Source organism: Shimazuella sp. NTD248 (genome assembly GCF_059510395.1).
Genome location: NZ_JCAJZT010000006.1, coordinates 97,538 through 121,010 on the forward strand (window position 1 = coordinate 97,538; position 23,473 = coordinate 121,010).

Below are 23,473 nucleotides of genomic sequence, written 5' to 3' on the forward strand. Positions count from 1 at the left end.
CTTCATTCTTTATCTGCTACCAATTTTTAGTATACATGTTAACACGATTTTTGTAAGCTATTTTTTTACATTTTTTTCAGTTTTGTTTTTTTTTGTATTTTGATCACGACAAAAACATTGACAAATATTTACATTTGCAGAATTTTGTCTTGTCCATTTTTTAGGGATAGGTGATATCCATAACTTTGTGATAGAATGAACTTGTTTTAAAAAAAGTTCAAAGCAAGTATTTTCTTTTTCAGGTCAAGATTGCTTGTTTTTATTTATTTAGACACTAGAAATTTATTCATATCGAAGAAATGCAAAGGAGAGAGAAATGATCCAAGAAAGACTTGGAGACTCACCACCAGATTCCACAAATGCTAACATAAAAATCATTGTAGTAACTTCCGTTCTTGCTGAGAAATTGGCTCTAATAGACGGGTTAGGTCAACTTTCATCCGTTGACGTCGAAGTTGTAGGTGTTGGTTCTATCTCTGCTGCTATAGAAGCAACGAAATTACTTTCTAAGCAGAAATATGATCTTGTTATATGTGCTGGCATAGCAGGTGGGTTTGAAAACCACACTTCTATTGGAGACTTGGTGATTTCTGACCAAGTTATTGCTGCTGATTTAGGGGCTCAGTCATCCGAGATGTTTCTGTCACTTGAGGAATTGGAGCTTGGTAAAACTAGGTTTTCTACGGTTTCCAATTTCGTACAATCGCTTAAAATTATCTTTCAAACGAAAATAAATCATACCATTACAGGTACTATTTTAACTTTATCAACGGTAACTGGAACAAAAAATACTGCACAGCAATTGGCTGATCGCTATCCAATGGCAGTTGCTGAAGCAATGGAAGGCTTTGGTGTGGCATCTGCTGCTGACTCTTTTTCCATTCCATTTGTCGAAATACGAGCTATATCTAATCATATCGGACCCAGAGATAAGTCAAAATGGCGTTTTGTGGATGCATTCTCTCAACTAAAAAAAGTAGGTATGGTTTTAAAGGAAACTTTAAATGAAACAAACCATATACAGAAAGAAGCAGATAAATAATGGATATTGCTTTTTCCCCATGTCCCAATGATACTTTTATCTTTCATGCATGGGTAAACGGACTAATACCAGATGCTCCTAAACTAAAGGTAACTTATGCCGATATCGATATAACCAATACCTTAGCTGAAAAAGCGAATGGACCAGATATTTTGAAAATATCCTATGCCTCACTTCCATGGGTGCATGAGAGCTATGGGCTATTACCATGCGGTGGTGCACTTGGACGAGGATGTGGACCGCTTATCCTTACAAAGCAAGGGCAAGAGAATGTTTCACTTACTGGAAAAAGCATTGCTGTTCCCAGTGAACGCTCTACTGCTTTTTTACTATTTCGTTTGTGGATCGCAAAACATGTACCAGAAGGAATCAAAGAAATCCGTATTTTACCTTTCCATGAAATTATGCCAGCTATTGCCGATGGTAAAATTGATGCCGGATTGGTTATTCATGAAGCGAGGTTTACTTATCCATCATATGGATTACGATGTGTTGTAGACCTTGGAGATTGGTGGGAAAAAGATACTTCTCTCCCTATCCCGCTAGGTGCGATTATTGCCAAAAAAACGCTCGATTTAGCTAAAATTGCACAATGGATAAGAGCTTCCCTTGCTCATGCCCAAAAACACCCTGCATCTTCTCAGAAATACGTTATGGATCATGCCCAAGAATTAGACTGGAATGTAGCTCAGGAGCATATAGATTTATACGTCAATTCTTTCTCTGATGATTTAGGAAAAGAAGGATATGAAGCTATACATGCTTTACTTACAAGGGCAATGAAGGAAGGTTTGATTCCATCCGTTGATTTTAAATCTCTTTTGATAAAGTAACCGGATAATAGCTTAAGAGAGGAGTATACATATGATGCTTCAAGAAATTATAGAAAAAGTGAGAGCAGGAGAAAGATTATCTTTAGAGGATGGATTAACACTCTATCAATCTCCAGATCTGTTGCAAGTTGCTCAACTTGCAAACGAGGTTAATTTGAAAAGGAATGGAAATAAAGTCTACTTTATTGAAAACTTATATATCAATCCGACCAACGTCTGTGAAGCCAAATGTGCATTTTGTGGATTCAGACGAGATCCAGATGAAGATGGAGCTTATACTATGTCAACGGATGAGCTTCTTCATTACGTTGAGACACGTATTACAAAAGGTACCCGTGAATTCCATATCGTCGGTGGACACAACCATACTGTTCCATTTGACTATTATTTGGATACCATTTCTATTTTAAAGAAAAATTACCCCAATATCACCATAAAGGCTTACACTGGTGCTGAAATTCAATTCTTTGCTCAAATTGCCGGTCGCACACCTGAAACGATCCTAAAGGAGTTAATGGATGCAGGTTTAGATACTCTTCCTGGTGGTGGAGCAGAAATATTAACGGAACGCTATCGAGCCAAAATGAGCCCTGATAAAGCAAGCACAGATGGATGGTTAGAAGCACACCGCATCGCCCATTCCCTTGGATTAAAAACACATGCTACTATGCTTTATGGATCGATCGAATCGCTAGAAGAACGCCTTATCCATATGATACGTGTTCGTGAACTTCAAGACGAAACGAATGGATTTATGGTATTTATCCCGCTGGCAATGCAGCCAAGAAAAACTTCTGCATCGCTGAAAAGACGTACTTCTGCCATGGATGACATGCGAACCATTGCTATTAGTCGTCTGATGCTAGATAATTTCCCACATATCAAAGCCTATTGGATCAATATCGGACCTCAGCTAACTCAACTAGCTACTCATTTTGGAGCTTCCGATATCCATGGAACATTGGTTGAAGAACGGATTAGCCATGCAGTTGGAGCATTGACTCAATCAGGTATCACACGTGATGAGCTGAAATGGTTGATTCAAGGTGCAAACCGGATTCCTGTTGAACGAGACACATTCTATAACGAAATAAAAGTATACACTTAATCTGCTGCTCAAAAAAATCATGATAAAATAAATCCACTAATTTGGTGGGTTTATTTTATTTGGACTCGTTTTTATACTTTATAAAAAGAAAGTTGCGGAATGCAAATAGAAAATGATAAAGTAATTTAGTACCTAGTACTAATATCAAGTCATAAGAAACTCGAAATGAGGACATAAGATGACAAAATCAACAGCTCGAATAACAGCGATTGGCTCCTATGTTCCAGAGCAGATTTTAACCAATCGGGATTTAGAAAAAATGGTTGAAACAAGTGACGAATGGATTACCCAACGTACAGGAATCAAAGAACGGAGAATTGCAGGAGAAAAGGAATATTCCTCTATATTAGCCTTTAAAGCCATAGAAGATCTTATACAGAGATACAAAAAGAGCTTGGACGATGTTGATTGTATCATTGTCGCAACATCAACCCCAGATCATATGTTTCCTAGTGTAGCATGTCAGATTCAGAACCATTTCCACATTCCTTTTACTGGCGCATTTGATTTAAATGCAACATGTGCAGGATTTACTTATGCTTTGCACATGGGCAACAGCCTAATTACAGCTAAAACACATAAAAAAATTTTAGTTGTTGCAACGGAAACATTATCAAAAGTGACGGATTATACAGATAGGACAACTTGTATATTGTTTGGTGATGGTGCTGGTGCAATGTTGATGGAATACGATCCAGAAAACCCAAGTTTTCTCGAACAATATATGGGGACAGATGGACAAGGAGGAGTTCATTTATACCGAACAAATCTTTCTGACTCTTTCGGTACTACTCCACTAAATCGTTCAGGAAAAATAGTTCAGAATGGAAGAGAAGTATACAAATGGGCTGTGCGTACTGTCCCTCAGGGGGTTAAAAGACTTCTTGATAAAACAGGGTATGCAAAAGAAGATATCAATTGGTTTGTTCCTCACAGTGCCAATTTAAGGATGATTGAAGCCATCTGCGAAAAATCAGGCATTTCCATAAATCAAACTTTAACAAGTGTAACTCATTATGGAAATACATCTGCTGCATCGATTCCATTAGCACTAGATTTAGGTATTAAAAAAGGTAAAGTAAAGAACAAAGATACCATTGTTCTCTATGGTTTTGGAGGTGGGCTCACACATTTAGGCATTATGATCCAATGGAATATAGGATAAAACTAGAGATCTTATTACCGTACAAAAAGAGACAAAGTACCTTAAATGCCTTTGTCTCTTCTGTTATTTATACATACAGTAATTAGGTTTTACAAAATACTTGGCAAAGAGCAGACAAAAAAGCCTCGAAAATAATATCAAGGCTTTCATCAATAACGAAATTCCATTTCTTCACATGCTTGTAATATTTTTTTATATAGTTCTTCAGCTGTCTCTGCTGTAATTACTTCCCCATTTACTAAAGCATACGGGGATTTAGCACAAAGGCCGCAATTACCTAAGCATCCATATTCCAAGACATCGAAATCCAAATTGCTTTCTAATTTCGCTTTTATCTCGAGTACATCTGAAGTTAAGTTATTCACGCAAAACTCAATTAGTGGCCTCATGATCAATCACTTTTCCTAACCCTAATTTTTCCAATCTATCACAGATTGTTTTTAATTTAGGATTGCCTTCTGCAATTACCTCATTTTGTATAACAACAACAGGATACCATAAATCTTCTTCTAATACTCTTTTTGCAAAATGGACTTGATCTTCTCCATTTGGAGAATAGATATCGACATAATGAACAGTAACTTGGTTTCCATATTTATGCTCTAATGCATGTGTAAGCCAAGATGCTGTTTCTTTGGAAGACGGGAAAGATACACAGCTTGGGCAGACCTGCTCTGCCCCGTAGACGTATAAATCCATCATGAGAATACCTTCTTTATGCAAAAATGGCCTGATTTAAGTCATTGATCAAGTCTTCCACATCTTCAATCCCAACAGAAATACGAATCAAACCATCTGTAATGCCTAATTTTGCTCTTGTTTCAGCCGGAATAGAGGCATGCGTCATTTTTGCTGGAATAGAGATCAAGCTCTCCACCGCACCTAGACTTTCTGCAAGAGTAAAATATTTCACTTTTGTTAGGGCTGTAGATGCTTTCTCGCCATCCCCTACATCAAATGATATCATTCCTCCAAAGCCTCGTGCTTGTTTTTTTGCGATTTCATGATTGGGATGTGTTGGCAAACCTGGATAATATACCTTTTCCACTTTGGAAGACAACCAGTCTGCGATTTTATTCGCTCCAAATTCATGCTGCTTCATTCGTAAACCTAATGTTTTCATCCCTCGCATCAAAAGCCAAGAATCTTGTGGACCAAGTACTCCACCTATAGCATTTTGATAAAAGTGAAGTTTCTCTCCTAGTTCTGCTTCTTTAGTAACAACTAATCCTGCCACGACATCACTATGTCCACCCAAATATTTGGTAGCACTATGTACTACAATATCAGCACCTAAATCAAGTGGATTTTGCCAATATGGCGTGTAAAACGTATTATCGACAATAAATGTGGCTTTTTTCGACTTCGCCAATACACTCAATGCCGAAATATCGGATACTTTTAAGAGCGGATTAGTCGGAGTTTCGACAAAAAGAGCTTTCGTACTAGGTTTAAAGGCATGTTCCACAGCAGATAGATCACTAGTGTTCACATAAGTAACCTCTAATCCAAAACGACGAAATACTTTATCCATAATGCGAAACGTACCACCATATACATCATCACTGCAAATGATATGATCTCCTTGCTCAAACAAAGATAGTACTGTTCCAGTAGCAGACATTCCAGATGAAAAGGCGAGCCCCCTCGCCCCATTCTCCAGTGCAGCAATATAATCCTCTAAGGCTTGACGGGTTGGGTTTCCAGTACGAGAATACTCATATCCTCGGTGTTTCCCTACTTCATCTTGTTTGTAAGTAGAAACTTGATAAATGGGAATACTTACTGCACCAGTCTGTTCATCTATTAAATGACTTCCATGAATCAATTTTGTATCAATTTTCATTTTCATTCTCCTCCTTGGAAAATCTTCTTACTGAGATAGCGATCACTACTATCTGCAAATAGTACCACAACATTAGCATTTGGTAATGCATTTATTTCTTCTTGTACTGCTGCAAAACATGCTGCACCAGAAGAACTGCCAACCAATAATCCTTCTTGTTCTGCTAATTTATTCACCATAGTAAAAGAATCTACATCATCAACGGTATAAACTTTATCAACTAACTCATGGACAAAAAATGGCGGAAAAAACTCCATGCCAATTCCTTCTGTCTTATGAGGACCAGATTCTCCACCACCGATAATAGACCCTTGTGGTTCCACAATCACATTTCGAATGCCAGGATTTTTTTCTTTCAAATAGCGTGCAACACCCATAAATGTACCTGATGATCCAGCACCTGCAACAAATACATCTACTTTTCCACCAGTCTGCTTCCAAATTTCCGGACCGGTCGTTTCATAGTGTGCAATAGGATTTGCTGGATTATCAAACTGTTGAGGGATGTAGGAATTAGGAATTTCTTCCGAGAGTTTTTTTGCTTTTGCAATTGCCCCTTTTATTCCTCCATCTGTAGGAGTATTCACAACTGTCGCTCCTAATGCACGCATGATTTCTTGTTTCTCCATAGAAAATTTGGAAGGCACAACACAAATCACACGATAATCTGTTCCAACAGCAGCTAAAGCCAATCCTATCCCAGTGTTCCCTGCAGTTGGCTCAATAATAGTACCACCTGATTTTAACTTTCCAGTCGATTCCCCTTCTTTAATAAGTGAAACTCCAAGCCGATCTTTTACACTTCCGCCAGGATTAAAAAACTCCAATTTCGCAAGTATATTTGCATGCTTTGACAAAGATTTTAATCGCATTATTGGAGTGTTACCAATCAACTCATGGATTCCCTCATATATTTTACTCATACCATTTCCTACTCCTTTAGCAATATCCTTAAAAACGTATTCTCATTTTAACAGGAACTTGAATAAATTTGCTACATTGCTTTCTTTTCCAAGAAGGCATACAATAGCTTTGATGCATTTGAACAACCGAAAGGGGATTTTAAAAATGGAAGAACGAGTCCAAGAAATTTTAGATAAATTGCGTCCTTATATCCAACGTGATGGTGGAGACGTTGAATTAGTGGAAGTCGAAGAGGGTATTGTTCGAGTTCGTTTGCTTGGTGCTTGTGGAAGTTGCCCAAGTTCTACCATCACTTTAAAAGCAGGAATCGAACGTGCGTTGATGGAAGAGATTCCAGAAGTTCGCGAAGTAGAACAAGTACTATAAAATATGAAAAAGAGGCGACCTATTTGGTCGCCTCCACTTGTTTAGGTGGTTGATAAGCAGCCCACTTTAAAGAATAATCTGCACCAAACGGATGATACAACACATTTTTCACATAAGGTTTCTGCAATCTTAAATCATTAACATATATTAATGGCATGACGACAGCTTTATCGACGATTAGATACCTTTCTGCTTCCTGAAGGAGCTGTGTTCTCTTAGTCGGATTAGATTCAAGTGAAGCTTGATCTAGTAGTAAATCATAGTGCGGATCAGAAAAACTAGAAATATTGGTGTCGGAATTACTTTTCCATAGAGATAAGAATTCAGTTGGGTCATTATATTTCAGTGACCACTCTGAAATAGACAGATCAAAATCTCCTTCAGATTCTTTTTTGTATTTTTCACTTGGATTGAGTTTTTCTACAATTACATTAATGCCAATAGTATTTAATTGTTTTTTTATTTCATTTGCTAAAAGAATAGAACGATTATCTTCATAGGTTAACAGTTTTAAATCAGGTAGTTTAGACACATCAAGTTCTTGGTATCCATTAGATAATAAATCTTTAACGGCTTTTTGGGAATAAATAATTTGTACTTTAGAATTAATTTTTTTATTGTCGATTGTCTTAAGTACTGGTGGAATCAACCCTTTAGCAGCTTTAGATCCATCTGCAAGAGATTTTTGAATCTCTTGATTATTAATTTGTAGAGTTATTGCCTTCCTAATTGATTCATTTTTTAATGATGTCTTTGTTTCATTCATTTCTAAAAAATCAGAAACACCTCTAGAAACACTAATAATGCTTTTATATTTTCCCGTGCTTATTTTATTTGATTTAATATTAGTTGTTAATTCACTATCATACAACTCTATTTGTTTATTCTGGTCCACTTCAACATTAATATCTACTTCTGGAAGCTTAACTTTTGCTTGATCCCAGTATGAGTTATTCTTTATCAGTTCTGCTTTTTGTGGTGTAAATGACTGCAATACAAAAGGACCTGTAAAGCTCATCGTTTCAGGTGATGTTGCATAGCTTTCCCCATATTTATCGACTAAATCACCTCTGATTGGAAGAAAAGGTGTAAGTGTTACAAGACTTAAGAAATTTGGATCTGGTTTATCTAATTGAATGGTTATGTGGCTTTCATCTGTAACCGAAATACCAACTTGATCCGTCCCTACTTTTCCTAAAGAATACGCTTGTGCATTATGAATAGGGTAAAATAAAAACGCATATTCATATTCATTCGCAGGGTTTAATGCTCTTTCCCATGCATATTTAAAATCATTTGCAGTAACAGGTTTTCCATCACTCCACCGTGCATTTTTTCGGATTGTAAAAGTATAAGTTCGATAATCTGGACTTACTTGGTAGGTTTCAGCTAATCCAAGTACTGGAACATCATTTGGACCGAGTCTCATCAAACCTTCTTGTACTTGATTCAAAATATTATATGTAATTTGCTGATTTGCTTTGGAGCTGTCCAAGATTGGTATAGGGGTTGATTCTGTTATCGTTAAAACGGACGGAACTTTTATGTAGTGTTTTTGGCAACATACTTGCTCTGCTTCGTTTTCTTGAAAAAAATGATTATAAATATATCCGATTACAACTCCTATAACAACTACTAATAATAGGAGGATCCACCTTTTCTTGATATACAAACTTTTGCCTCCTTTGTGAATTTTTTGTTTCTAATATATTCATTATATCGAAACGATTTGGGAAAGGAAACTTGTAACGAATCTCGATTGGATTGAATGGAGGGAGCCCTAAGGTTCTCTCCATTCAATCCAATCATTTACTTCTAAAATGGTTAAAAAAGCAAATAAACGTTCTCTTACTGGAGCAGCCTTGCTACCGAATTGTTCTGCTATTTTGTCCTCAATTGCATGAACAGGAAAAGAACCATCACACAATTGAATAACGAAACTACCAAGTTCATCCAGCTTCACTTCATGGTGAGCAGGCTGCCGTAAATACTTAATGGACAGACGTTCTAAAAAATTCGTTCTAGGAATTTGAACATATAAAATCCCAGATTCTTCTGCCGAAAATTTTAAGCTGATTTTTTCTTTTCTCTTTGGAATCATCAACAATACATTATTCGAGCTCATTTTTTTCTCTCTTTTTTATCGTAATGACAAATAACAATACTGCCAGCACCATAAACAATAAAAATGGAATTAAGTTGCTTTCTGTAAATACAGGTGCATCAGGATTAATAACCCCTGGTACAATTAGCATAGCAATAATAACACTGATAAGAGCTTCTCCTGCGATAAGACCAGAAGCAAAAAGTGTACCAATACGATCTCGTTTTGCTTTAACTTCAGCATTTGCAAAAAGCTCTGTCGCCCATCTCACAATTCCACCAATCATAATCGGAGTACTGACGGACAATGGTAAATAAAAACCTACTGCAACTGTCAATGAGTTTAGACCCAAAAACTCGAGGCTTATGGCCAAAGCTATCCCAATAAAAATAATTTCCCATGGTAAATTACCAGACATAAGTCCTTGTGCTATGATTTTCATTAATGCAGCCTTTGGTGCAGGTAATGCATCAGAACCCAATCCATAAGTTTTATCAAACAAGAAAAGAATACTACCGATAAACAAACCGCTTGATAATACCCCAATCATCATTGCAATTTGCTGTTTCCATGGGGTTCCGCCTACTAGATACCCCGTTTTTAAATCCTGTGAAATATCTCCTGCAACCCCCAAAGAAACACATATAATAGCTACGACAATCAGTGATGCGATCATACCAGTTTGACCTGATAATCCAGAAGATTTGAATAAGATCGTTACAATTAATAAGGTTGCAATGGTCATCCCAGATACGGGCATAGAAGTACTTCCAACAATCCCCACTATTCGAGAGGCTACAGTAACAAAAAGGAATCCAAATATTGCGATAGATAGTGCTCCAATTATGCCTACACTTGTCACAGGGGCAAAAGCAATGATTAAAACCAACAGTATAATCCCGATTATCAAAACACTAGGAGGAATATCTCGATCGGTTCTTTCCCAAGAGCGCGAATTTTTTGTTTTTTCATCTCTTAATCCAGCAAATGTATCACGTAAAGAACTGATTAGTAGTGGAAGTGTTTTGAGAAGTGTGATAAATCCTCCTGTAGCTACAGCACCAGCTCCAATGTAACGAATATAGTTAGAATAAATATCGTGTGGAGTTAAGTTACCAATCGGACTCATCGCAGGAAAAATAGAAGTTGGATTACTTGATCCAAAAAATCCAATTATCGGGACAAAAACGATAGAAGACAGCAATCCACCTGCGATCATCTGACCTGCTATACGAGGTCCAATAATGTAGCCAACTCCCAATAATGCAGGCATTGTATCCATACTAAGTGACGCATATTTAAACTTCCCAAGCCCTGTCTCTACTGTTGTTTTAAATAGATGAAAACCATCACCTAAAATCTTAAAAAGCCCACCGACTAAAAATCCATATCCAATCAATTTGGCTTGATGTCCGCCTTGTTCCCCTGATTTTAATACTTCTGCACATGCAGTCCCCTCTGGATATGGTAATACTTCATGCTCTTTTACAATCAACATCCGGCGGAGTGGAACCATCATCAAAACTCCTAGAAAGCCTCCTACCAAAACGATAAAAATGATTGTTCCTTGCGTAGGCGCTGCGTGGATGAAAAAAAGCGCGGGAATTGTAAAAATTGCCCCTGCTGCTAATGCTTCTCCTGCAGTAGTCATCGTTTGAACAATATTATTTTCTAAAATCGACTGTCTTCGAAATAAGCCGCGTAAAATCGCCATTGATATGACTGCTGCTGGGATAGATGCACTAACTGTCAGACCCGTTTTTAATCCCAAATACGCATTTGCAGCTCCAAACACAACAGCTAAAACAAAGCCTAATAACACAGCCGTTATCGTCAATTCTGGTAACGATTTACTAGCAGGAATATACGGTACAAAATTGTTCTTTTTGCTCATTTATACACCTCTTTATCTATATCTAACTCAATGTTAATATAAACCGCCTCTCAAAACCATCTTTTCCCATGTTTTTATTGGATATCTTTACACAAGAAGGTAAAAGCTAAAAAAAACGGAAGGGGCATACTATGTCTTCATTAGAACAAACTGTGTATTTATGGTTGGAAGAACGAGGTGTACAAATAGAAGATATTGCAGAACTCACGTTTTTTTTACAAGCAGATTTTTTTTCCGATGTCACCATGGAAGAATGCGTGGAAAATGTACAGACGGTACTCACCAAACGAGAAGTACAAAATGCACTCCTGACTGGAATTCAATTGGATCTACTTGCTGAAAAAGAAATATTGCGAGAACCTTTGCAACAGATGATCTACTCTGATGAAAGTTTGTATGGAATTGATGAAGTCATGTCACTTGCCATACTAAATGTATATGGAAGCATAGGATTCACCAATTACGGGTACATCGATCGATTAAAACCAGGCATTTTATGTCGGTTAAATAGCAAAAGTGATGGAAAAATACATACATATCTAGATGATTTGGTTGCTGCGGTAGCTGCAGCCGCCGCTGCAAGGCTCGCCCATACTCGAGCACATTCAAGTACTATTATCATCGAATGAAAACATCCGTTAACGAATAACGGATGTTTATTAATCAAAATAGTGGTATCCATTTCTGTCGAATTGTCGCTTGATTTCTCCTTCTAACCTTAAATACTCCAAATGAGCCAGCGTTTCCGAAAATGCAAACCTCAGATTATGTATATCTAACTTTCGATTACTAAATAACTGCTCACAAATCTGAAATCCTGTCTGTGTTGAATTGCCATGCACCATAGCTTTTATTTTTTCCAAACGCCTGCCATGGTGATCTTTTATCTCTTTAATACGTTGTTCTACAGAAAAAAATACGTCGCCATGAGCAGGATAAACTATTTCAATATCCAATGACTCTATTTTCCCCAATGTTGAGAGGAAGGTTGCAAGAGGATTTGGATCACCATATGGCATTAAAGGAATATTTGGGGTGATTACTGGTAAAATTACATCTCCTGCAAAAAAGATTCCACTTTCATGAAGGAAACTAAGATGACCTTGAGAATGCCCTGGAGTATGTATGATTCGATAATATTCTCCTCCTATCTTGACTATTTCATCTTCTTCCAACCACTTTAAACCAGACGGATGTGGTTCGATAACCGCTCGAAACCCTTCCATGTGTTTTGTTATCTCATGCAAAAGTTCACTTGGAAAACCATAGGCAGCAAAAAAAGTCGCTACTTCAGCGGGATTTCCTGAGGTTGGATTCCAAAAAGCTTGAATTTGATCATATTCTTGCTTGGACATATATACACTTGCTCCTGACCACTCCTGTAGTTTTCCTGCAAAGCCATAATGGTCAGGATGATAGTGCGTTACAATAATCTTTTCTACTTGTTTCCATTTCCAGTCTTTTTCGTGAAAAAATCGTTGCCATGTATCACTTGTCTGTCTGGTATGAAGCCCTGTATCGATAATCGTTAATTTATCTGCAGCTTCTACTACATAAGCTGTAATTTGCTTTAAAGAAAAAGGTAAAGGCAAGGATACTGCAAATATGTTATACATATACGTTACCACTTGCTTTTTCTTTCCTGATGAATGCTTCCACATGATCGATAAATGTTTGAAACGCTGCTATTTCTTTAAGAGAGTCTTCTAATGCGGAATCTTCTATTTGATCGTAATATCGTACCAATTGTTCTCTTAATTTCACAAAATTTTTGAGCTTATTTGCTAAAATAGTAGGAATCACCTGTTCATCTTCTAAAATATCTATAATATCTGAATATCCACCTGGATCACGCATAATAAATCCATCAATTATTGTATTTCCAATGTCGATAACACACTCTACACCAATATGGAAAGAACGCATCACTGCAAATCGTTCCATATTAGTTGCAGGTATTCCTACTTCCTTTAACACATCTAAACAAGTTGATAAATAATTCGCTTGGCTATGAATTCGATTCAAATTAAGCTCGTACACCAAAATACCTCCAATTTTGAAAGGGGTTTGTCTTTTTGAATAAGAAAAAATATTGGCTATTGCTTTCCTTGATTGTAATTTTTGTAATGATTGGTTGCTATTTACTTGGAGCTTCCTTCAATCAAGATGAAAACAATAATAGTTACTCTCCTGAAACAAGATCTTATAACACATCACCGTCTTTTGATAACTCACAGGCTTCCAAAGATTATTCGGGAAAGCAAATAACTCAAACTCCTCAAACTGACCATGTAGCTGGTGAGACGCAACAAATGGTCTATCATGCTGATATTTATTTAGAAGTGACCAAGCTACAGTCTGCAAAAAATGAATTGGATAGAATTGTGAAACAAACCAATGCCGTTGTAGTCAGCAGTTCTGATACAGAAAAACTCGATGAAAGAAATCTGAGTATCACCTATAATGTTCCACAAAATAATTTTCAACTGTTTCTTGACCACATTAAAAAGATATCAAATACTCCACCAGATATACAAATCCAAAGTGAAGATGTAAGTGAAGAATTAGTAGATCTCACAGCACGTATCAAAGCCAAAAAAGCGATGGAAGCACGTCTACTGGCAATGATGAACAAAGCAACCACTACCAGTGATTTACTAGATATCGAGAATACTCTCGGTACCACCCAAGAACAATTGGAACAATTGACAGGTAGACAGCAATACTTACAACATCGTATTGCATTTTCCACCATTACGGTTGAAATCAGTTCATCTACGTATCAACCCTTACAAACCAAATACTCATTATTAAATGATATCTCACAAGGGTTTATCAATTCCTGTAACAATCTATGGATTGGACTTCAATTATTTATCATTTGGTTAGCAAAAGCTTTACCATACTTCGTTTTGTTTATTATCATTGCTATTCCATTCGGAATGTTGATCAAGAAACGTCAAAAAAAATAATCTATGCGTAACCTAACTCTTCTTGGTTACAGAATGATTGTACACCTTGAAGGGAGATAAACCAGATGCAAATTTCATCCAAAGATCTTCAATACCTCAGTGATACAAGACCCTCAAATGAATGATCACGATTATATCAATGATATTTTAACTACTACAGCATTGAGACTCTCCACGACTGAAGTCGTGGGATTCTTAGGTAGTTCTGCTACGTGCGTCCATTTCTGTTTTGTGCAACTCCTAAGTTCAGGGCTGTCTCATCAGCCCATCCCGTGCAGTTAGAAATGTACCCACATGGGCGGAATACCTGTTACCAGTATTCTAGTCCTTTTCTAACTCTAATGGTTTTACACGATGGGAGACCTACCTTTGCCCACCGAAACCCCATACCATTACATTTTAAAAGAACAAACCTACTACCAGTAGAATGATCACCGATCATGTGTTCTAATATACAAAATATTTGTAGCTCTTACAACCCCTTTTTTTGGAATTCGAACAACGATGCTTTTCATCCCATGATTTAAACCAGATATACCGTGGGCTTTCAACCAGCATAATTCTGTAAATGAAGCCAGTATAGAAGAGCTTTATCAACTTCAGATTAAGCATTTAAACGATACGCATCAAGCTGCCCGAGATTTATACAATTTGATGCAACAAAAAGGTTACTATAAGATCGAACCTGCTGAAAGTCAGAAAATAAGTCAAAAAACTACACAGTTCGCGGAATACCGCAGCCAATTTTCATATTGATCAAAAGAAGCGATTATCTCAAAATAATCGCTTCTCTTTTTGTAAAAATGATTTTCCTTACTTTTTCCGAACTTTACACCTTTGTTTGTTAACACATTTGCAAGTTTTCTTTCGATTTTTATGACTTCCTTTGTCAACTCATGACTTCCTTTGTCACTGAGCAGGAGAGATAAAAGTGATGGTAGAAAAAGGTATTAACATCTTTTTCAGGGAGGTAATCTATCATGGCTCAACAAGAAGTGTTCTCTATTACGACTCGTGAAGCTGCTGAACAATTAAAAGTACATGCTAGAAGTATCCGAAAGTGGATCGATATGTATGGAGAATACATAGGATACGACGTGACGGAAAAAGGACATTACCTTCTTTCGGAGGAAAGTATAGAAAGGCTGAAAGAAATACAAATACAACTACAAAGTCCTGGTATGTCAATGCGTAAATTACGTGAAGAAATGTTAGACGAAGGGAAATTATCTCAACCAAGTGAAACATACTATTCCCAACAAACATTTGACGAAATGATCAGTTCTATGCATCAAATGGGACACATGATGGAAGAATTGTTTTCACGAATGGAAAGAATGGAAGAACACCTCTATGGTATTTATGATTCCTTTGAAGACCTAGAGCAAAAAATGGGAGTTGTGGCTCAAGACGCGGTTTCATCTGGTGAAGTTCATAAAATGTTTGATGAAATTCGTAAAAAACAAGATCAATTAAAAATCGAATTACGCAATGTTCATTTTACACAACGACTCACTTCTGCAACTTCCGAACAAGGGATGCTTCCGCGTCGTCAGAAAAAAAATCGCTTCTTGTTCTTTTTTTAGTATACTAGAAGCCAAAGATACATCTTAGATATAGGAGCCAAAAAAATGGAAGAATTTGATTTCTTGTATGATGACCTGGAAGAAACGAAAACACGCTTTGTCAGTTTTGTAGGTAAAGAGAATCGTTATGACCTTGTTATTATGATGTCAGGTCGTTTTTATGGTAAACACTTGATTATGCATCTTCAATCCAATAACTTTGCAATCATTGGTCGAGATGATCTAGAAGAAGAAGGATATTTAGAAGAAGCATATTCTCTCTCTGAAGCAGAGGCAGCAGAACTTCATTCTTTTTTACATACGATCGTATAGTTTGGGCACCTTATAATTGAGGTGACCTGATGTGAATGAAAATAAAAAAGATTATAAGGAACTCGATTCGGTAATCGCCTACCATTCAGAATTGGCTTTTGAAGAGTTCCCAGAAGGACCTTATGGTGCAGCTCATAATGAAGAGAAATTGGGTAAAAACTCACCTTGGCTTCCTGGACAACATGCACCAGCGCAATTCACTTATGAAAATCGCCAATTCCATGAAGGAATAGAACGGCAAATACCAGGCAGTCATCCTACCCATGACGAAGAAGAAAGCTAGCCCAAGGTTAGCTTTTTTGTATTTGTATTTTCTTTAAAATAAAATAAGCACAACCAAAATTACAATATTCGGAAAGATATTCTTCCAAATAACTAAATTTTGTCTCTCTCTCTGATAGTTCATTTGTATCTTCGTAAAAACCTTTCAAACGGAGTTGGCCATATCCCCAATCGCCAACAATATAATCATACTTTTCCAATAAATCTACATACCGTTTGCGGAATGCATTTTGTTTCCAACCTTTTCGATAGCTTTTTATCAGTTTATATTGATTTTCTTCCACTTGAAAAATATCCATTTTAATTCCCCTTTCAAATGGAAATGGAACTAGCTTCCTATTAGAAGCTAGCTCTGCTTCGTGTTTTTATTCCATACATACAGAGATTCTTTCAAGATCTTTTTCAAGATCTTTTTCATTATAATTTACTTTCAATTGTCTAACTAGTAGCTCTAGCCTCAGCGGATTTTACTTGTTCGTGGGCATGATAGGAACTACGCACAAGCGGCCCAGATTCTACATGGGAGAACCCAAGATCTAATCCCATTTCTTTCCAAATGACAAATTCCTCTGGGGTATAATATTTTTCTATTTTCATATGTTTTTTCGTAGGCTGGAGATACTGACCAATTGTTACAATATTTACGTCATGAGCTTGTAAATCTTGCATGGCTTCGATTACTTCTTCAAACGTTTCCCCTACTCCCACCATAATACTGGATTTGGTAGGAATTTGCGGTTGCATTTCTTTCGCTCTTTTTAGCAATTCCAATGAACGTGGATATTTCGCTTTAGAACGAACACGATCAGAACGTCTTCTCACTGTTTCAATATTGTGGTTGAGGATATCTGGTTTTGCATCCATTACAACTTTTAATGCATTCCAATTTCCTTGGAAATCAGGTATCAGTACCTCTACCGTAGTCAAAGGATTACGCTGACGAATTGCACGAATCGTCGCAGCAAATATAGCCGCTCCTCCATCTTCCAAGTCATCACGTGCAACAGATGTCACAACTGCGTGACGTACACCCATCTGCTCTACAGCCTCTGCTACTCTTTCAGGCTCCTGCCAATCTAACTCTGTCGGCATTCCTGTTTTCACTGCACAGAAACGACAAGCTCTGGTACAGATGTCACCTAAAATCATGAAAGTTGCCGTTCTATTCGCCCAGCATTCATATATATTCGGGCAGCGAGCTTCTTCACAAACCGTATGTAAAGTTTTGCTGCGCATCATTTTTTTTAATTCTTGAAAGTTCTCACCTGTACTTAATTTTACTTTTAACCATTCTGGTTTACGCTCTGCCATATGATCACTCCCCACCTTTAAGCACTATCCTATCTTACCACATTGTTTCCGATAAAATTAGGAAGATACCTGTCCCTTACTGCGATAAATCAAATAGAGAAAATAAGGTACACCAATTAGAGCTGTGAAAACGCCAGCGGGTATCTCTTTTGGAGCTAATAACGTGTGTCCAATCAAGTCTGCCCCTACTACCATTATTGCCCCAATTAAAGCCGCCACGGGTAAAATGAACCGATAATTATTTCCTACCAATCTTCTGGCCAAATGTGGGCCGATCAATCCGATAAAAGTTATTCCTCCCACAAATGCAACCGCTGCACCAGTAAGACTCGTACAGAGGATCAAAAGAAAAAACCTTTCCATTTTCACCTTCATTCCAAGTCCAATCGCTGTATTTTCCCCTAATTCATGAATTGTTAAACTGCGGCTGAATAAATAAGCAATGGGAAGCAACACTGCAAGCCAAGGTAATAATACCATAACTTCTTTCCATGTTGTTCCATAAATGCTGCCAGTCAACCAAGTTTTCGCCTGCATAGCACGAAATAAAGGCCCCATTAAAACAATCAGATTAACAAGTGCATTCATTGAAATATAAAATCCTATCCCAACAAGCACAAGCCGAAGAGAAGAAACACCTTTCTTCCAAGCAACTAGATAGATAAGAAGTGCTACAAGCGTAGCACCTAAAAAAGCGAATAAAGGCAGAAAATTTAAACCGATCGATAACGCATCATCTGGTCTACTAAATATCATGATGACCGAAACTGCTGCTACGGAAGCTCCTCCGCTTATTCCCATCATTTCAGGAGTTGCCATTGGATTTCGAGTAATCGCTTGTAAGATACAACCTGCTACAGCAAAAGCCATTCCTGCTAGAATTGCTAACACAATACGAGGTAAACGAAGTTGGAAAATAATTAGCGAATCAAATGAATTACCAAATCCTAAAAATGATTTTATCACATTTATAGGAGAAACATATGCTTCCCCTACCCCAACACTAATGACAACGAGACAAAAAAGAATAAGGCATAATATCACCCAAACGTATTTCTTCATATGTTCTGACCCCACCTTCTAACCAAATACAAAAAGACGGGCGCCCCAAGAACAGCTGTCATAACTCCTACTGGAATGACTTGTCCCATCATGATAGCTCGTCCTAACATATCTGCACTTAACAACAAAATAGCTCCCAATAGACCAGCAAATGGAATAATTACCCGGTGATCTTGTCCAACCCAAATTTTTGCTAGATGAGGAACCAACAAACCGATAAATAAGATAGGTCCTGATATTGCCACAGAACTTCCTGCAAGCAGCACCACTGCAACACCAGCCAGAAATTTATAGATAGAGACCGACAACCCTAAGCTTTTTGAAACTTCTTCTCCTAAAGCCATCAGGTTAAGAGACCGTGATAGAAAAATTGCTAAAATAATTCCAACTAATAGATAGGGAAGGACAGGTGTTATATCTCCTAATTTTCGCCCTTCTACTGATCCAGTTAGCCAATACAACATCTGTTCCAAGCTTCTATCATTCATGACCAGAAATCCTTGGGTTAAAGAAGAAAAAAGAGCAGCAATACTCGTTCCTGCTAATGTAAGCTGTAAAGGAGAATGAGCTCGTCCTATCGCAAAAACAATAAAAAAAGTCAATCCTGATCCTATAAAACTGACCCAAATTAACTGACTCAGTGACCATCCTGTAAATAACGTAACACTGAGTACCATGAAAAAACTAGCACCGCCATTAATTCCAAGTGTTGTCTCTGATGCTAATGGATTGCGAAAAATTACTTGAGTTATACATCCTGCAATCGCTAAGCTGGCTCCCACTAATACTGCAATAATCGTTCGAGGTAAACGATCTGTAAGAATAATTAATTCATTTACTGTAGCATGATAGTTGGTAAATGTATCTAAAACTGTCTGAATGGGAATGTCCCTTGTACCAACCAGTAAACTAGATGCCATCAAGCCAACTAATAAAATAAAACCACCGACAAAACTTACAAATTTTACCATCTATCTCAACCTTTGTTGTTTTCTTTTCTTATCCAGTTTAAAAAAAGGAAAGTGTATCGTCAATGATTTTCATTCTCAATAGAGTTGCAAAAAATATTCATTTCATCCTAATATGTTTCTTTTTCGAATATTTTCGTTTTAAAATAATATAAATTTCTGTCACAAATATGTTGACGTCCAAATCAATATTGGATACATTTGTTATGAGAATGATTATCACTATTGAGAAGGGAATTACCAACCACATGCGTAAATGGTTATCTAGCTTCGTTGTTTTGGCTTTACTTCTTTTTGCACTGACAGGTTGTACGCCAGAAAAATCGGAAAATGCAAATAATACGATTTCAATCAAACATGCAATGGGAACGACAAAAGTTCCAGCAAATCCAAAACGCATTGTTGTTTTGACAAGTGAAGGAACAGAAGCCCTGCTGGCCTTGGGAATTAAACCTGTAGGTGCTGTTCAACCATACAATGGAAATCCTTGGTACGACTATACGAAGGACAAGCTTCAAGGTGTAAAGCTCTTAGGAATTGAAAGTGCGCCTAATTTAGAGGCAATCGCCAGCTTAAAACCTGATTTGATCATCGGAAATAAAATGCGCCAAGAAAAAGTTTATACCCAACTTTCTGCAATTGCCCCTACTGTCTTTTCAGAGGAATTGCGGGGGGATTGGAAAATAAACTTCCAACTATATGCGAAAGCTGTAAACAAAGAGGCAGAAGGGAAAAAAGTACTAGCTGCCTACGAACAACACATCCAACAAACGAAAAAAGAATTAGGGGATCTCGTCCATAAAAAAGTTTCAGTTGTACGTTTTATGGCGGGTCAGACTCGAATTTATCAACTTAACAGCTTTACAGGTGCGATCTTTAAAGAGCTCGGTTTTCAAAGACCTGCCAATCAAAACAAAAATGACTTAGCTATACAAGTTACTCGTGAACAAATTCCTGAAATGGATGCTGATATCTTATTCTACTTCACCTACGATAAAGGAAAAGATAACGGCGGTACTAAATTAGAACAAGAGTTTACCAATGATCCTCTTTGGAAAGCATTAAATGCTGTTCAGCAGAAACATGCATTTAAAGTTGATGATATTGTTTGGAATACTGCTGGAGGCATTTTGGCTGCAAATAAGATGTTGGATCAATTAGTAGAATACACTAAACAAATGAAGTAAATAACAAAACAAATAAAACCGTCGGTTTTCAAACCGACGGTTTTATTTGTTTTGAAGTTTATTAAAGAAATGACATGATCAAACTGCTTTTTTACTCTTTCATTCACTGATCACAAAAACTGTTTTCCTTCTGTTTCTTATCCATCATTTATTGTTAACATTTTTAAACTAACATTCTTTCATCCTTTGTGTTATCTTTTAGAATTAGAAACGTTATGAAAATTATATAAAATCATAATTTGAGTAGTAGGGAGATGTTATCCTTGGAAGAAAAAGAGACTCTTGTATATAAAAAGAGTAGTACCGATAAAAAAACAAGTGTAGACGAACAAAGCTCCTCTGATACAAAAACAAAGGTTAAATCAACCCCCTTTGATAAACAAACCACGCTAGAGAAAATAAGTCCTTCTGACAAAAAAGAGAATAGCAAAAAAAAATTACAAATGGGACTTAAATTTGCAGGTATTCTCCTTACCACCATTCTCATTCCCATTATCCTATCTGCTTACCAAGATACGACTGACAAATGGATACAAAATTTATTTGGTACAGAAGAAACAAAACAACAAGCCTCAGCCGATTCTAAACAAGTCAACGTAAAAACTCCTGTTAATTCCCAATTAAAATCTGATGAAGTGACCTTGATCAAACTAAACCAATTAGCTAATAATGGAAAAACGATAAATTGCCAAATCCCTATAGGAACTACCAAAGAAATCTTGCTCCAAAACTGGGGAGAACCAGATTCTCGATCCAAATTAGGATTAATCGAATACTGGGAATACAAAAAACACCATATCACAATTGGTGTTTACAAAAATCGAATGATTGATATACGTTCTTTTGATCCATCTCTACAAAAATTAACTTTGGAGCAACTAAAAGAAACTGGAAAACCGGATAAAGAGTATGATCATATAAATTTAAATCAACATATTCTCGTGTATCAAATGGGCAAATACAAACTGCGGATGGTTTTTCCTAAACCGACCGAAGATAAGCCTTCCCCAAAGCTGATTAACATCTCTTTAGTAGATATAAATTATTCCAATTAAAATATCTCCAACTCCTGAGATGATTTTTTCATTCTCCTTCTATTTGGACAGCTTACATAAGCTGTCCATCGTCACCTTACTCCCACTGCTCTACTTTCATGTGACATGTAATGTATACTTACTATTCTTCTTTTGCAAACTAACAGCGAAAGGAGTGGACATATGCGTTACTTGTTTTTACTTATTTTCTTTTTCATCCATTTTCCTCCACATTCTGTCTTTGCAGCAACTGAAAAAAGCGAAACACAACAACTTTTCGAGTCCATGGAAACTTTAACAGGTGTTCCGTGGGAATATTTAGCAGCAATAGACCAGTTCGAATCTAATATTCATAAAGAAAAATTAAAAAATCGACTTACACATATACACATACCAAATTATTTATGGGCTGGTGTCAGTAATCCATCTCCTGATGATGCTTCCCTGATGACCATCCATTACTTTGGAGGCATGGGATTAGATGGTGATGGTGATGGGCGTGCAAACGCCTCTAGCGATCGTGATGTGCTCTATACCCTTTCACGTTACCTTTCTTCATATGGACCAACTATCTCCCATATTCGTGAACAGATTTGGAATTACTACAAGCAGCCAATGGCAGTTGATGTCATTACCCATCTAGCAAAAATTTATGAAAAATATCAAACAACAAAACTGGAAGGAACTGCATTTCCCATTCCTCGAGGATATATCTACACATATCGCAATACATGGGGGGATCGTCGTGGTTGGGGAGGACTCCGCATTCATGAAGGAACAGACATTTTTGCTCACTACGGTACTCCTGTCCGCAGCACTTGTTATGGATACATTGAATTAAAAGGGTGGAATCAGTACGGAGGATGGCGTTTAGGTATTCGTGATGTTAATAATCGCTATCATTATTTTGGCCATCTCAACAAATTTGAAAAAAACATGAAAAAAGGAATGATTGTTCACCCTGGTCAAGTCATCGGCTATGTAGGGTCATCCGGTTATGGTCCCCCTGGAACATCAGGAAAGTTCCCTCCACACTTGCACTATGGCATTTATAAATTCAATGGAAAAAAGACGTACTCTTATGATCCTTACCCTCTTTTAAAATCATGGGAACAGAAAGAGCGAAAAAAATAGAACCTCCTAATGAACAGACAAAAGAACATTTTACAAAAATTAACCCAGTTGTATTTAAAACAACTGGGTTTCATTCTTTGAGTAATAGTTTAATTTTTTCCGTTCGTATATAATGAAATCACAGAGTGCTCATCCAGAGCCTCTCGTTCGAAGGGAAAAAATATATGGCCATCGAAAGGCATGATGACGGTTCCAAGACCGTCACAACAAGCACCGGTGCCAAGTACGAATATCCCGCAGGAGAGGGTCGTCCGACGTCCATCACTGGTGCGGACGGAACCCCGAGGGATGTACCTCCGCCTCCAGCGACGGACACAGAAGCGTAAGGACCACTAGGCATCCT

At 37.2% G+C, this 23,473-nt stretch carries 27 protein-coding genes; 14 read left to right on the plus strand and 13 right to left on the minus strand.

Features of this window, described 5'->3' with window-relative positions; translation table 11 throughout:
- Positions 1-316: 316 nt before the first annotated feature.
- The 4 genes from AC5WOE_RS14795 to AC5WOE_RS14810 all read left to right on the plus strand — a co-directional run bounded on the left by AC5WOE_RS14795 (position 317) and on the right by AC5WOE_RS14810 (position 4,148).
- Complete coding sequence (locus AC5WOE_RS14795; RefSeq protein ID WP_496052899.1) at positions 317-1,042, plus strand: futalosine hydrolase; 726 nt, start codon at positions 317-319, stop codon at positions 1,040-1,042.
- Positions 1,042-1,875, plus strand: coding sequence for a 1,4-dihydroxy-6-naphtoate synthase (locus AC5WOE_RS14800; protein WP_496052900.1), 834 nt, complete (start codon positions 1,042-1,044; stop codon positions 1,873-1,875). The genes AC5WOE_RS14795 and AC5WOE_RS14800 overlap by 1 nt, the downstream gene beginning before the upstream one ends.
- A gap of 34 nt (positions 1,876-1,909) precedes the next feature.
- Entirely contained in the window at positions 1,910-2,983 is a 1,074-nt protein-coding gene (mqnE, locus tag AC5WOE_RS14805; RefSeq protein WP_496052901.1) for an aminofutalosine synthase MqnE, read from the plus strand.
- Positions 2,984-3,161: 178 nt separating this feature from the next.
- Positions 3,162-4,148 carry a ketoacyl-ACP synthase III gene (locus tag AC5WOE_RS14810; RefSeq protein ID WP_496050818.1) on the plus strand — a complete coding sequence of 329 codons (987 nt, stop codon included), beginning with the start codon at positions 3,162-3,164 and terminating at the stop codon, positions 4,146-4,148.
- A gap of 149 nt (positions 4,149-4,297) precedes the next feature.
- Here AC5WOE_RS14810 and AC5WOE_RS14815 read toward each other — a convergent pair whose 3' ends face one another.
- From AC5WOE_RS14815 to AC5WOE_RS14830, 4 genes are read right to left on the minus strand one after another with little or no spacing between them, the layout of a single operon-like run.
- Positions 4,298-4,537 carry a YuzB family protein gene (locus tag AC5WOE_RS14815; RefSeq protein WP_496050817.1) on the minus strand — a complete coding sequence of 80 codons (240 nt, stop codon included), beginning with the start codon at positions 4,535-4,537 and terminating at the stop codon, positions 4,298-4,300.
- Positions 4,521-4,850, minus strand: a complete 330-nt coding sequence (locus tag AC5WOE_RS14820; protein WP_496052902.1) for a DUF1462 family protein — start codon at positions 4,848-4,850, stop codon at positions 4,521-4,523. Before AC5WOE_RS14820 ends, AC5WOE_RS14815 begins: the two co-directional genes overlap by 17 nt.
- A 13-nt stretch (positions 4,851-4,863) precedes the next feature.
- The gene (locus AC5WOE_RS14825) at positions 4,864-5,994 is read right to left on the minus strand and encodes a bifunctional cystathionine gamma-lyase/homocysteine desulfhydrase (RefSeq protein ID WP_496052903.1); all 1,131 of its coding nucleotides are present in this window, start codon (positions 5,992-5,994) and stop codon (positions 4,864-4,866) included.
- A 2-nt stretch (positions 5,995-5,996) separates the two neighbouring features.
- Positions 5,997-6,917 carry a PLP-dependent cysteine synthase family protein gene (locus AC5WOE_RS14830; protein ID WP_496052904.1) on the minus strand — a complete coding sequence of 307 codons (921 nt, stop codon included), beginning with the start codon at positions 6,915-6,917 and terminating at the stop codon, positions 5,997-5,999.
- A gap of 145 nt (positions 6,918-7,062) precedes the next feature.
- On the opposite strand from AC5WOE_RS14830, the gene AC5WOE_RS14835 reads away from it, so the two are divergent.
- Positions 7,063-7,284, plus strand: coding sequence for a NifU family protein (locus tag AC5WOE_RS14835; RefSeq protein ID WP_240876194.1), 222 nt, complete (start codon positions 7,063-7,065; stop codon positions 7,282-7,284).
- Between the two features lie 19 nt (positions 7,285-7,303).
- Here the strand turns inward: AC5WOE_RS14835 and AC5WOE_RS14840 are convergent, their stop codons facing one another.
- The 3 genes from AC5WOE_RS14840 to AC5WOE_RS14850 all read right to left on the minus strand — a co-directional run bounded on the left by AC5WOE_RS14840 (position 7,304) and on the right by AC5WOE_RS14850 (position 11,282).
- A complete protein-coding gene (locus AC5WOE_RS14840; protein WP_496052905.1) occupies positions 7,304-8,956 on the minus strand; it encodes a peptide ABC transporter substrate-binding protein in 1,653 nt (550 codons plus the stop codon).
- A gap of 108 nt (positions 8,957-9,064) precedes the next feature.
- On the minus strand, positions 9,065-9,409 hold the full coding sequence (locus AC5WOE_RS14845; protein WP_496052906.1) for a PqqD family protein: 345 nt from the start codon (positions 9,407-9,409) through the stop codon (positions 9,065-9,067).
- On the minus strand, positions 9,396-11,282 hold the full coding sequence (locus AC5WOE_RS14850; protein WP_496052907.1) for an OPT family oligopeptide transporter: 1,887 nt from the start codon (positions 11,280-11,282) through the stop codon (positions 9,396-9,398). The genes AC5WOE_RS14845 and AC5WOE_RS14850 overlap by 14 nt, the downstream gene beginning before the upstream one ends.
- Before the next feature lie 131 nt (positions 11,283-11,413).
- Here AC5WOE_RS14850 and AC5WOE_RS14855 point away from each other — a divergent pair, with 131 nt between their 5' ends.
- On the plus strand, positions 11,414-11,911 hold the full coding sequence (locus tag AC5WOE_RS14855) for a phosphatidylglycerophosphatase A family protein (RefSeq protein ID WP_496052908.1): 498 nt from the start codon (positions 11,414-11,416) through the stop codon (positions 11,909-11,911).
- 30 nt (positions 11,912-11,941) lie between these two features.
- Here the strand turns inward: AC5WOE_RS14855 and AC5WOE_RS14860 are convergent, their stop codons facing one another.
- Positions 11,942-12,898 carry an MBL fold metallo-hydrolase gene (locus AC5WOE_RS14860; RefSeq protein WP_496052909.1) on the minus strand — a complete coding sequence of 319 codons (957 nt, stop codon included), beginning with the start codon at positions 12,896-12,898 and terminating at the stop codon, positions 11,942-11,944.
- Entirely contained in the window at positions 12,891-13,322 is a 432-nt protein-coding gene (locus AC5WOE_RS14865; protein WP_496052910.1) for a DUF86 domain-containing protein, read from the minus strand. The genes AC5WOE_RS14860 and AC5WOE_RS14865 overlap by 8 nt, the downstream gene beginning before the upstream one ends.
- Before the next feature lie 35 nt (positions 13,323-13,357).
- Here AC5WOE_RS14865 and AC5WOE_RS14870 point away from each other — a divergent pair, with 35 nt between their 5' ends.
- The 5 genes from AC5WOE_RS14870 to AC5WOE_RS14890 all read left to right on the plus strand — a co-directional run bounded on the left by AC5WOE_RS14870 (position 13,358) and on the right by AC5WOE_RS14890 (position 16,435).
- A complete protein-coding gene (locus tag AC5WOE_RS14870) occupies positions 13,358-14,254 on the plus strand; it encodes a DUF4349 domain-containing protein (protein WP_496050808.1) in 897 nt (298 codons plus the stop codon).
- A 534-nt stretch (positions 14,255-14,788) separates the two neighbouring features.
- Complete coding sequence (locus AC5WOE_RS14875) at positions 14,789-15,010, plus strand: spore coat protein (protein WP_496052937.1); 222 nt, start codon at positions 14,789-14,791, stop codon at positions 15,008-15,010.
- Between the two features lie 224 nt (positions 15,011-15,234).
- Positions 15,235-15,840 carry a MerR family transcriptional regulator gene (locus AC5WOE_RS14880; protein WP_496050807.1) on the plus strand — a complete coding sequence of 202 codons (606 nt, stop codon included), beginning with the start codon at positions 15,235-15,237 and terminating at the stop codon, positions 15,838-15,840.
- A gap of 45 nt (positions 15,841-15,885) precedes the next feature.
- Positions 15,886-16,152 carry a DUF3055 domain-containing protein gene (locus AC5WOE_RS14885; protein ID WP_240876183.1) on the plus strand — a complete coding sequence of 89 codons (267 nt, stop codon included), beginning with the start codon at positions 15,886-15,888 and terminating at the stop codon, positions 16,150-16,152.
- 31 nt (positions 16,153-16,183) lie between these two features.
- Positions 16,184-16,435 (plus strand): hypothetical protein, encoded by a 252-nt coding sequence (locus AC5WOE_RS14890; protein ID WP_496050806.1) that lies wholly within the window; start codon positions 16,184-16,186, stop codon positions 16,433-16,435.
- 7 nt (positions 16,436-16,442) lie between these two features.
- On the opposite strand, the gene AC5WOE_RS14895 is transcribed toward AC5WOE_RS14890, so the two are convergent.
- The 4 genes from AC5WOE_RS14895 to AC5WOE_RS14910 all read right to left on the minus strand — a co-directional run bounded on the left by AC5WOE_RS14895 (position 16,443) and on the right by AC5WOE_RS14910 (position 19,778).
- Entirely contained in the window at positions 16,443-16,733 is a 291-nt protein-coding gene (locus AC5WOE_RS14895; RefSeq protein WP_496050805.1) for a YutD family protein, read from the minus strand.
- Positions 16,734-16,872: 139 nt separating this feature from the next.
- Positions 16,873-17,745, minus strand: coding sequence for a lipoyl synthase (gene lipA / locus AC5WOE_RS14900; protein WP_496052911.1), 873 nt, complete (start codon positions 17,743-17,745; stop codon positions 16,873-16,875).
- Between the two features lie 57 nt (positions 17,746-17,802).
- The gene (locus tag AC5WOE_RS14905; RefSeq protein ID WP_496050803.1) at positions 17,803-18,807 is read right to left on the minus strand and encodes a FecCD family ABC transporter permease; all 1,005 of its coding nucleotides are present in this window, start codon (positions 18,805-18,807) and stop codon (positions 17,803-17,805) included.
- Positions 18,804-19,778, minus strand: a complete 975-nt coding sequence (locus tag AC5WOE_RS14910; RefSeq protein ID WP_496052912.1) for a FecCD family ABC transporter permease — start codon at positions 19,776-19,778, stop codon at positions 18,804-18,806. The genes AC5WOE_RS14905 and AC5WOE_RS14910 overlap by 4 nt, the downstream gene beginning before the upstream one ends.
- Positions 19,779-19,987: 209 nt before the next feature.
- Here AC5WOE_RS14910 and AC5WOE_RS14915 point away from each other — a divergent pair, with 209 nt between their 5' ends.
- From AC5WOE_RS14915 to AC5WOE_RS14925, 3 genes are all read left to right on the plus strand, one after another.
- Complete coding sequence (locus tag AC5WOE_RS14915; RefSeq protein ID WP_496052938.1) at positions 19,988-20,962, plus strand: ABC transporter substrate-binding protein; 975 nt, start codon at positions 19,988-19,990, stop codon at positions 20,960-20,962.
- Between the two features lie 263 nt (positions 20,963-21,225).
- On the plus strand, positions 21,226-22,017 hold the full coding sequence (locus AC5WOE_RS14920) for a YjgB family protein (RefSeq protein WP_496050801.1): 792 nt from the start codon (positions 21,226-21,228) through the stop codon (positions 22,015-22,017).
- A 162-nt stretch (positions 22,018-22,179) separates the two neighbouring features.
- Entirely contained in the window at positions 22,180-23,130 is a 951-nt protein-coding gene (locus AC5WOE_RS14925) for a M23 family metallopeptidase (protein WP_496050800.1), read from the plus strand.
- Positions 23,131-23,473: the final 343 nt, after the last annotated feature.

Coding starts and splice junctions, on each gene's coding strand:
- AC5WOE_RS14795 (WP_496052899.1), top strand. CDS start 317: ATGATCCAAGAAAGACTTGGAGACTCACCACCAGATTCCACAAATGCT.
- AC5WOE_RS14845 (WP_496052906.1), bottom strand. CDS start 9,409: ATGAGCTCGAATAATGTATTGTTGATGATTCCAAAGAGAAAAGAAAAA.
- AC5WOE_RS14915 (WP_496052938.1), top strand. CDS start 19,988: ATGATTATCACTATTGAGAAGGGAATTACCAACCACATGCGTAAATGG.
- AC5WOE_RS14895 (WP_496050805.1), bottom strand. CDS start 16,733: ATGGATATTTTTCAAGTGGAAGAAAATCAATATAAACTGATAAAAAGC.
- AC5WOE_RS14910 (WP_496052912.1), bottom strand. CDS start 19,778: ATGGTAAAATTTGTAAGTTTTGTCGGTGGTTTTATTTTATTAGTTGGC.
- AC5WOE_RS14925 (WP_496050800.1), top strand. CDS start 22,180: ATGCGTTACTTGTTTTTACTTATTTTCTTTTTCATCCATTTTCCTCCA.
- AC5WOE_RS14810 (WP_496050818.1), top strand. CDS start 3,162: ATGACAAAATCAACAGCTCGAATAACAGCGATTGGCTCCTATGTTCCA.
- AC5WOE_RS14815 (WP_496050817.1), bottom strand. CDS start 4,537: ATGAGGCCACTAATTGAGTTTTGCGTGAATAACTTAACTTCAGATGTA.
- mqnE (WP_496052901.1), top strand. CDS start 1,910: ATGCTTCAAGAAATTATAGAAAAAGTGAGAGCAGGAGAAAGATTATCT.
- AC5WOE_RS14880 (WP_496050807.1), top strand. CDS start 15,235: ATGGCTCAACAAGAAGTGTTCTCTATTACGACTCGTGAAGCTGCTGAA.
- AC5WOE_RS14835 (WP_240876194.1), top strand. CDS start 7,063: ATGGAAGAACGAGTCCAAGAAATTTTAGATAAATTGCGTCCTTATATC.
- AC5WOE_RS14825 (WP_496052903.1), bottom strand. CDS start 5,994: ATGAAAATTGATACAAAATTGATTCATGGAAGTCATTTAATAGATGAA.
- AC5WOE_RS14885 (WP_240876183.1), top strand. CDS start 15,886: ATGGAAGAATTTGATTTCTTGTATGATGACCTGGAAGAAACGAAAACA.
- AC5WOE_RS14855 (WP_496052908.1), top strand. CDS start 11,414: ATGTCTTCATTAGAACAAACTGTGTATTTATGGTTGGAAGAACGAGGT.
- lipA (WP_496052911.1), bottom strand. CDS start 17,745: ATGGCAGAGCGTAAACCAGAATGGTTAAAAGTAAAATTAAGTACAGGT.
- AC5WOE_RS14820 (WP_496052902.1), bottom strand. CDS start 4,850: ATGATGGATTTATACGTCTACGGGGCAGAGCAGGTCTGCCCAAGCTGT.
- AC5WOE_RS14800 (WP_496052900.1), top strand. CDS start 1,042: ATGGATATTGCTTTTTCCCCATGTCCCAATGATACTTTTATCTTTCAT.
- AC5WOE_RS14905 (WP_496050803.1), bottom strand. CDS start 18,807: ATGAAGAAATACGTTTGGGTGATATTATGCCTTATTCTTTTTTGTCTC.
- AC5WOE_RS14850 (WP_496052907.1), bottom strand. CDS start 11,282: ATGAGCAAAAAGAACAATTTTGTACCGTATATTCCTGCTAGTAAATCG.
- AC5WOE_RS14830 (WP_496052904.1), bottom strand. CDS start 6,917: ATGAGTAAAATATATGAGGGAATCCATGAGTTGATTGGTAACACTCCA.
- AC5WOE_RS14860 (WP_496052909.1), bottom strand. CDS start 12,898: ATGTATAACATATTTGCAGTATCCTTGCCTTTACCTTTTTCTTTAAAG.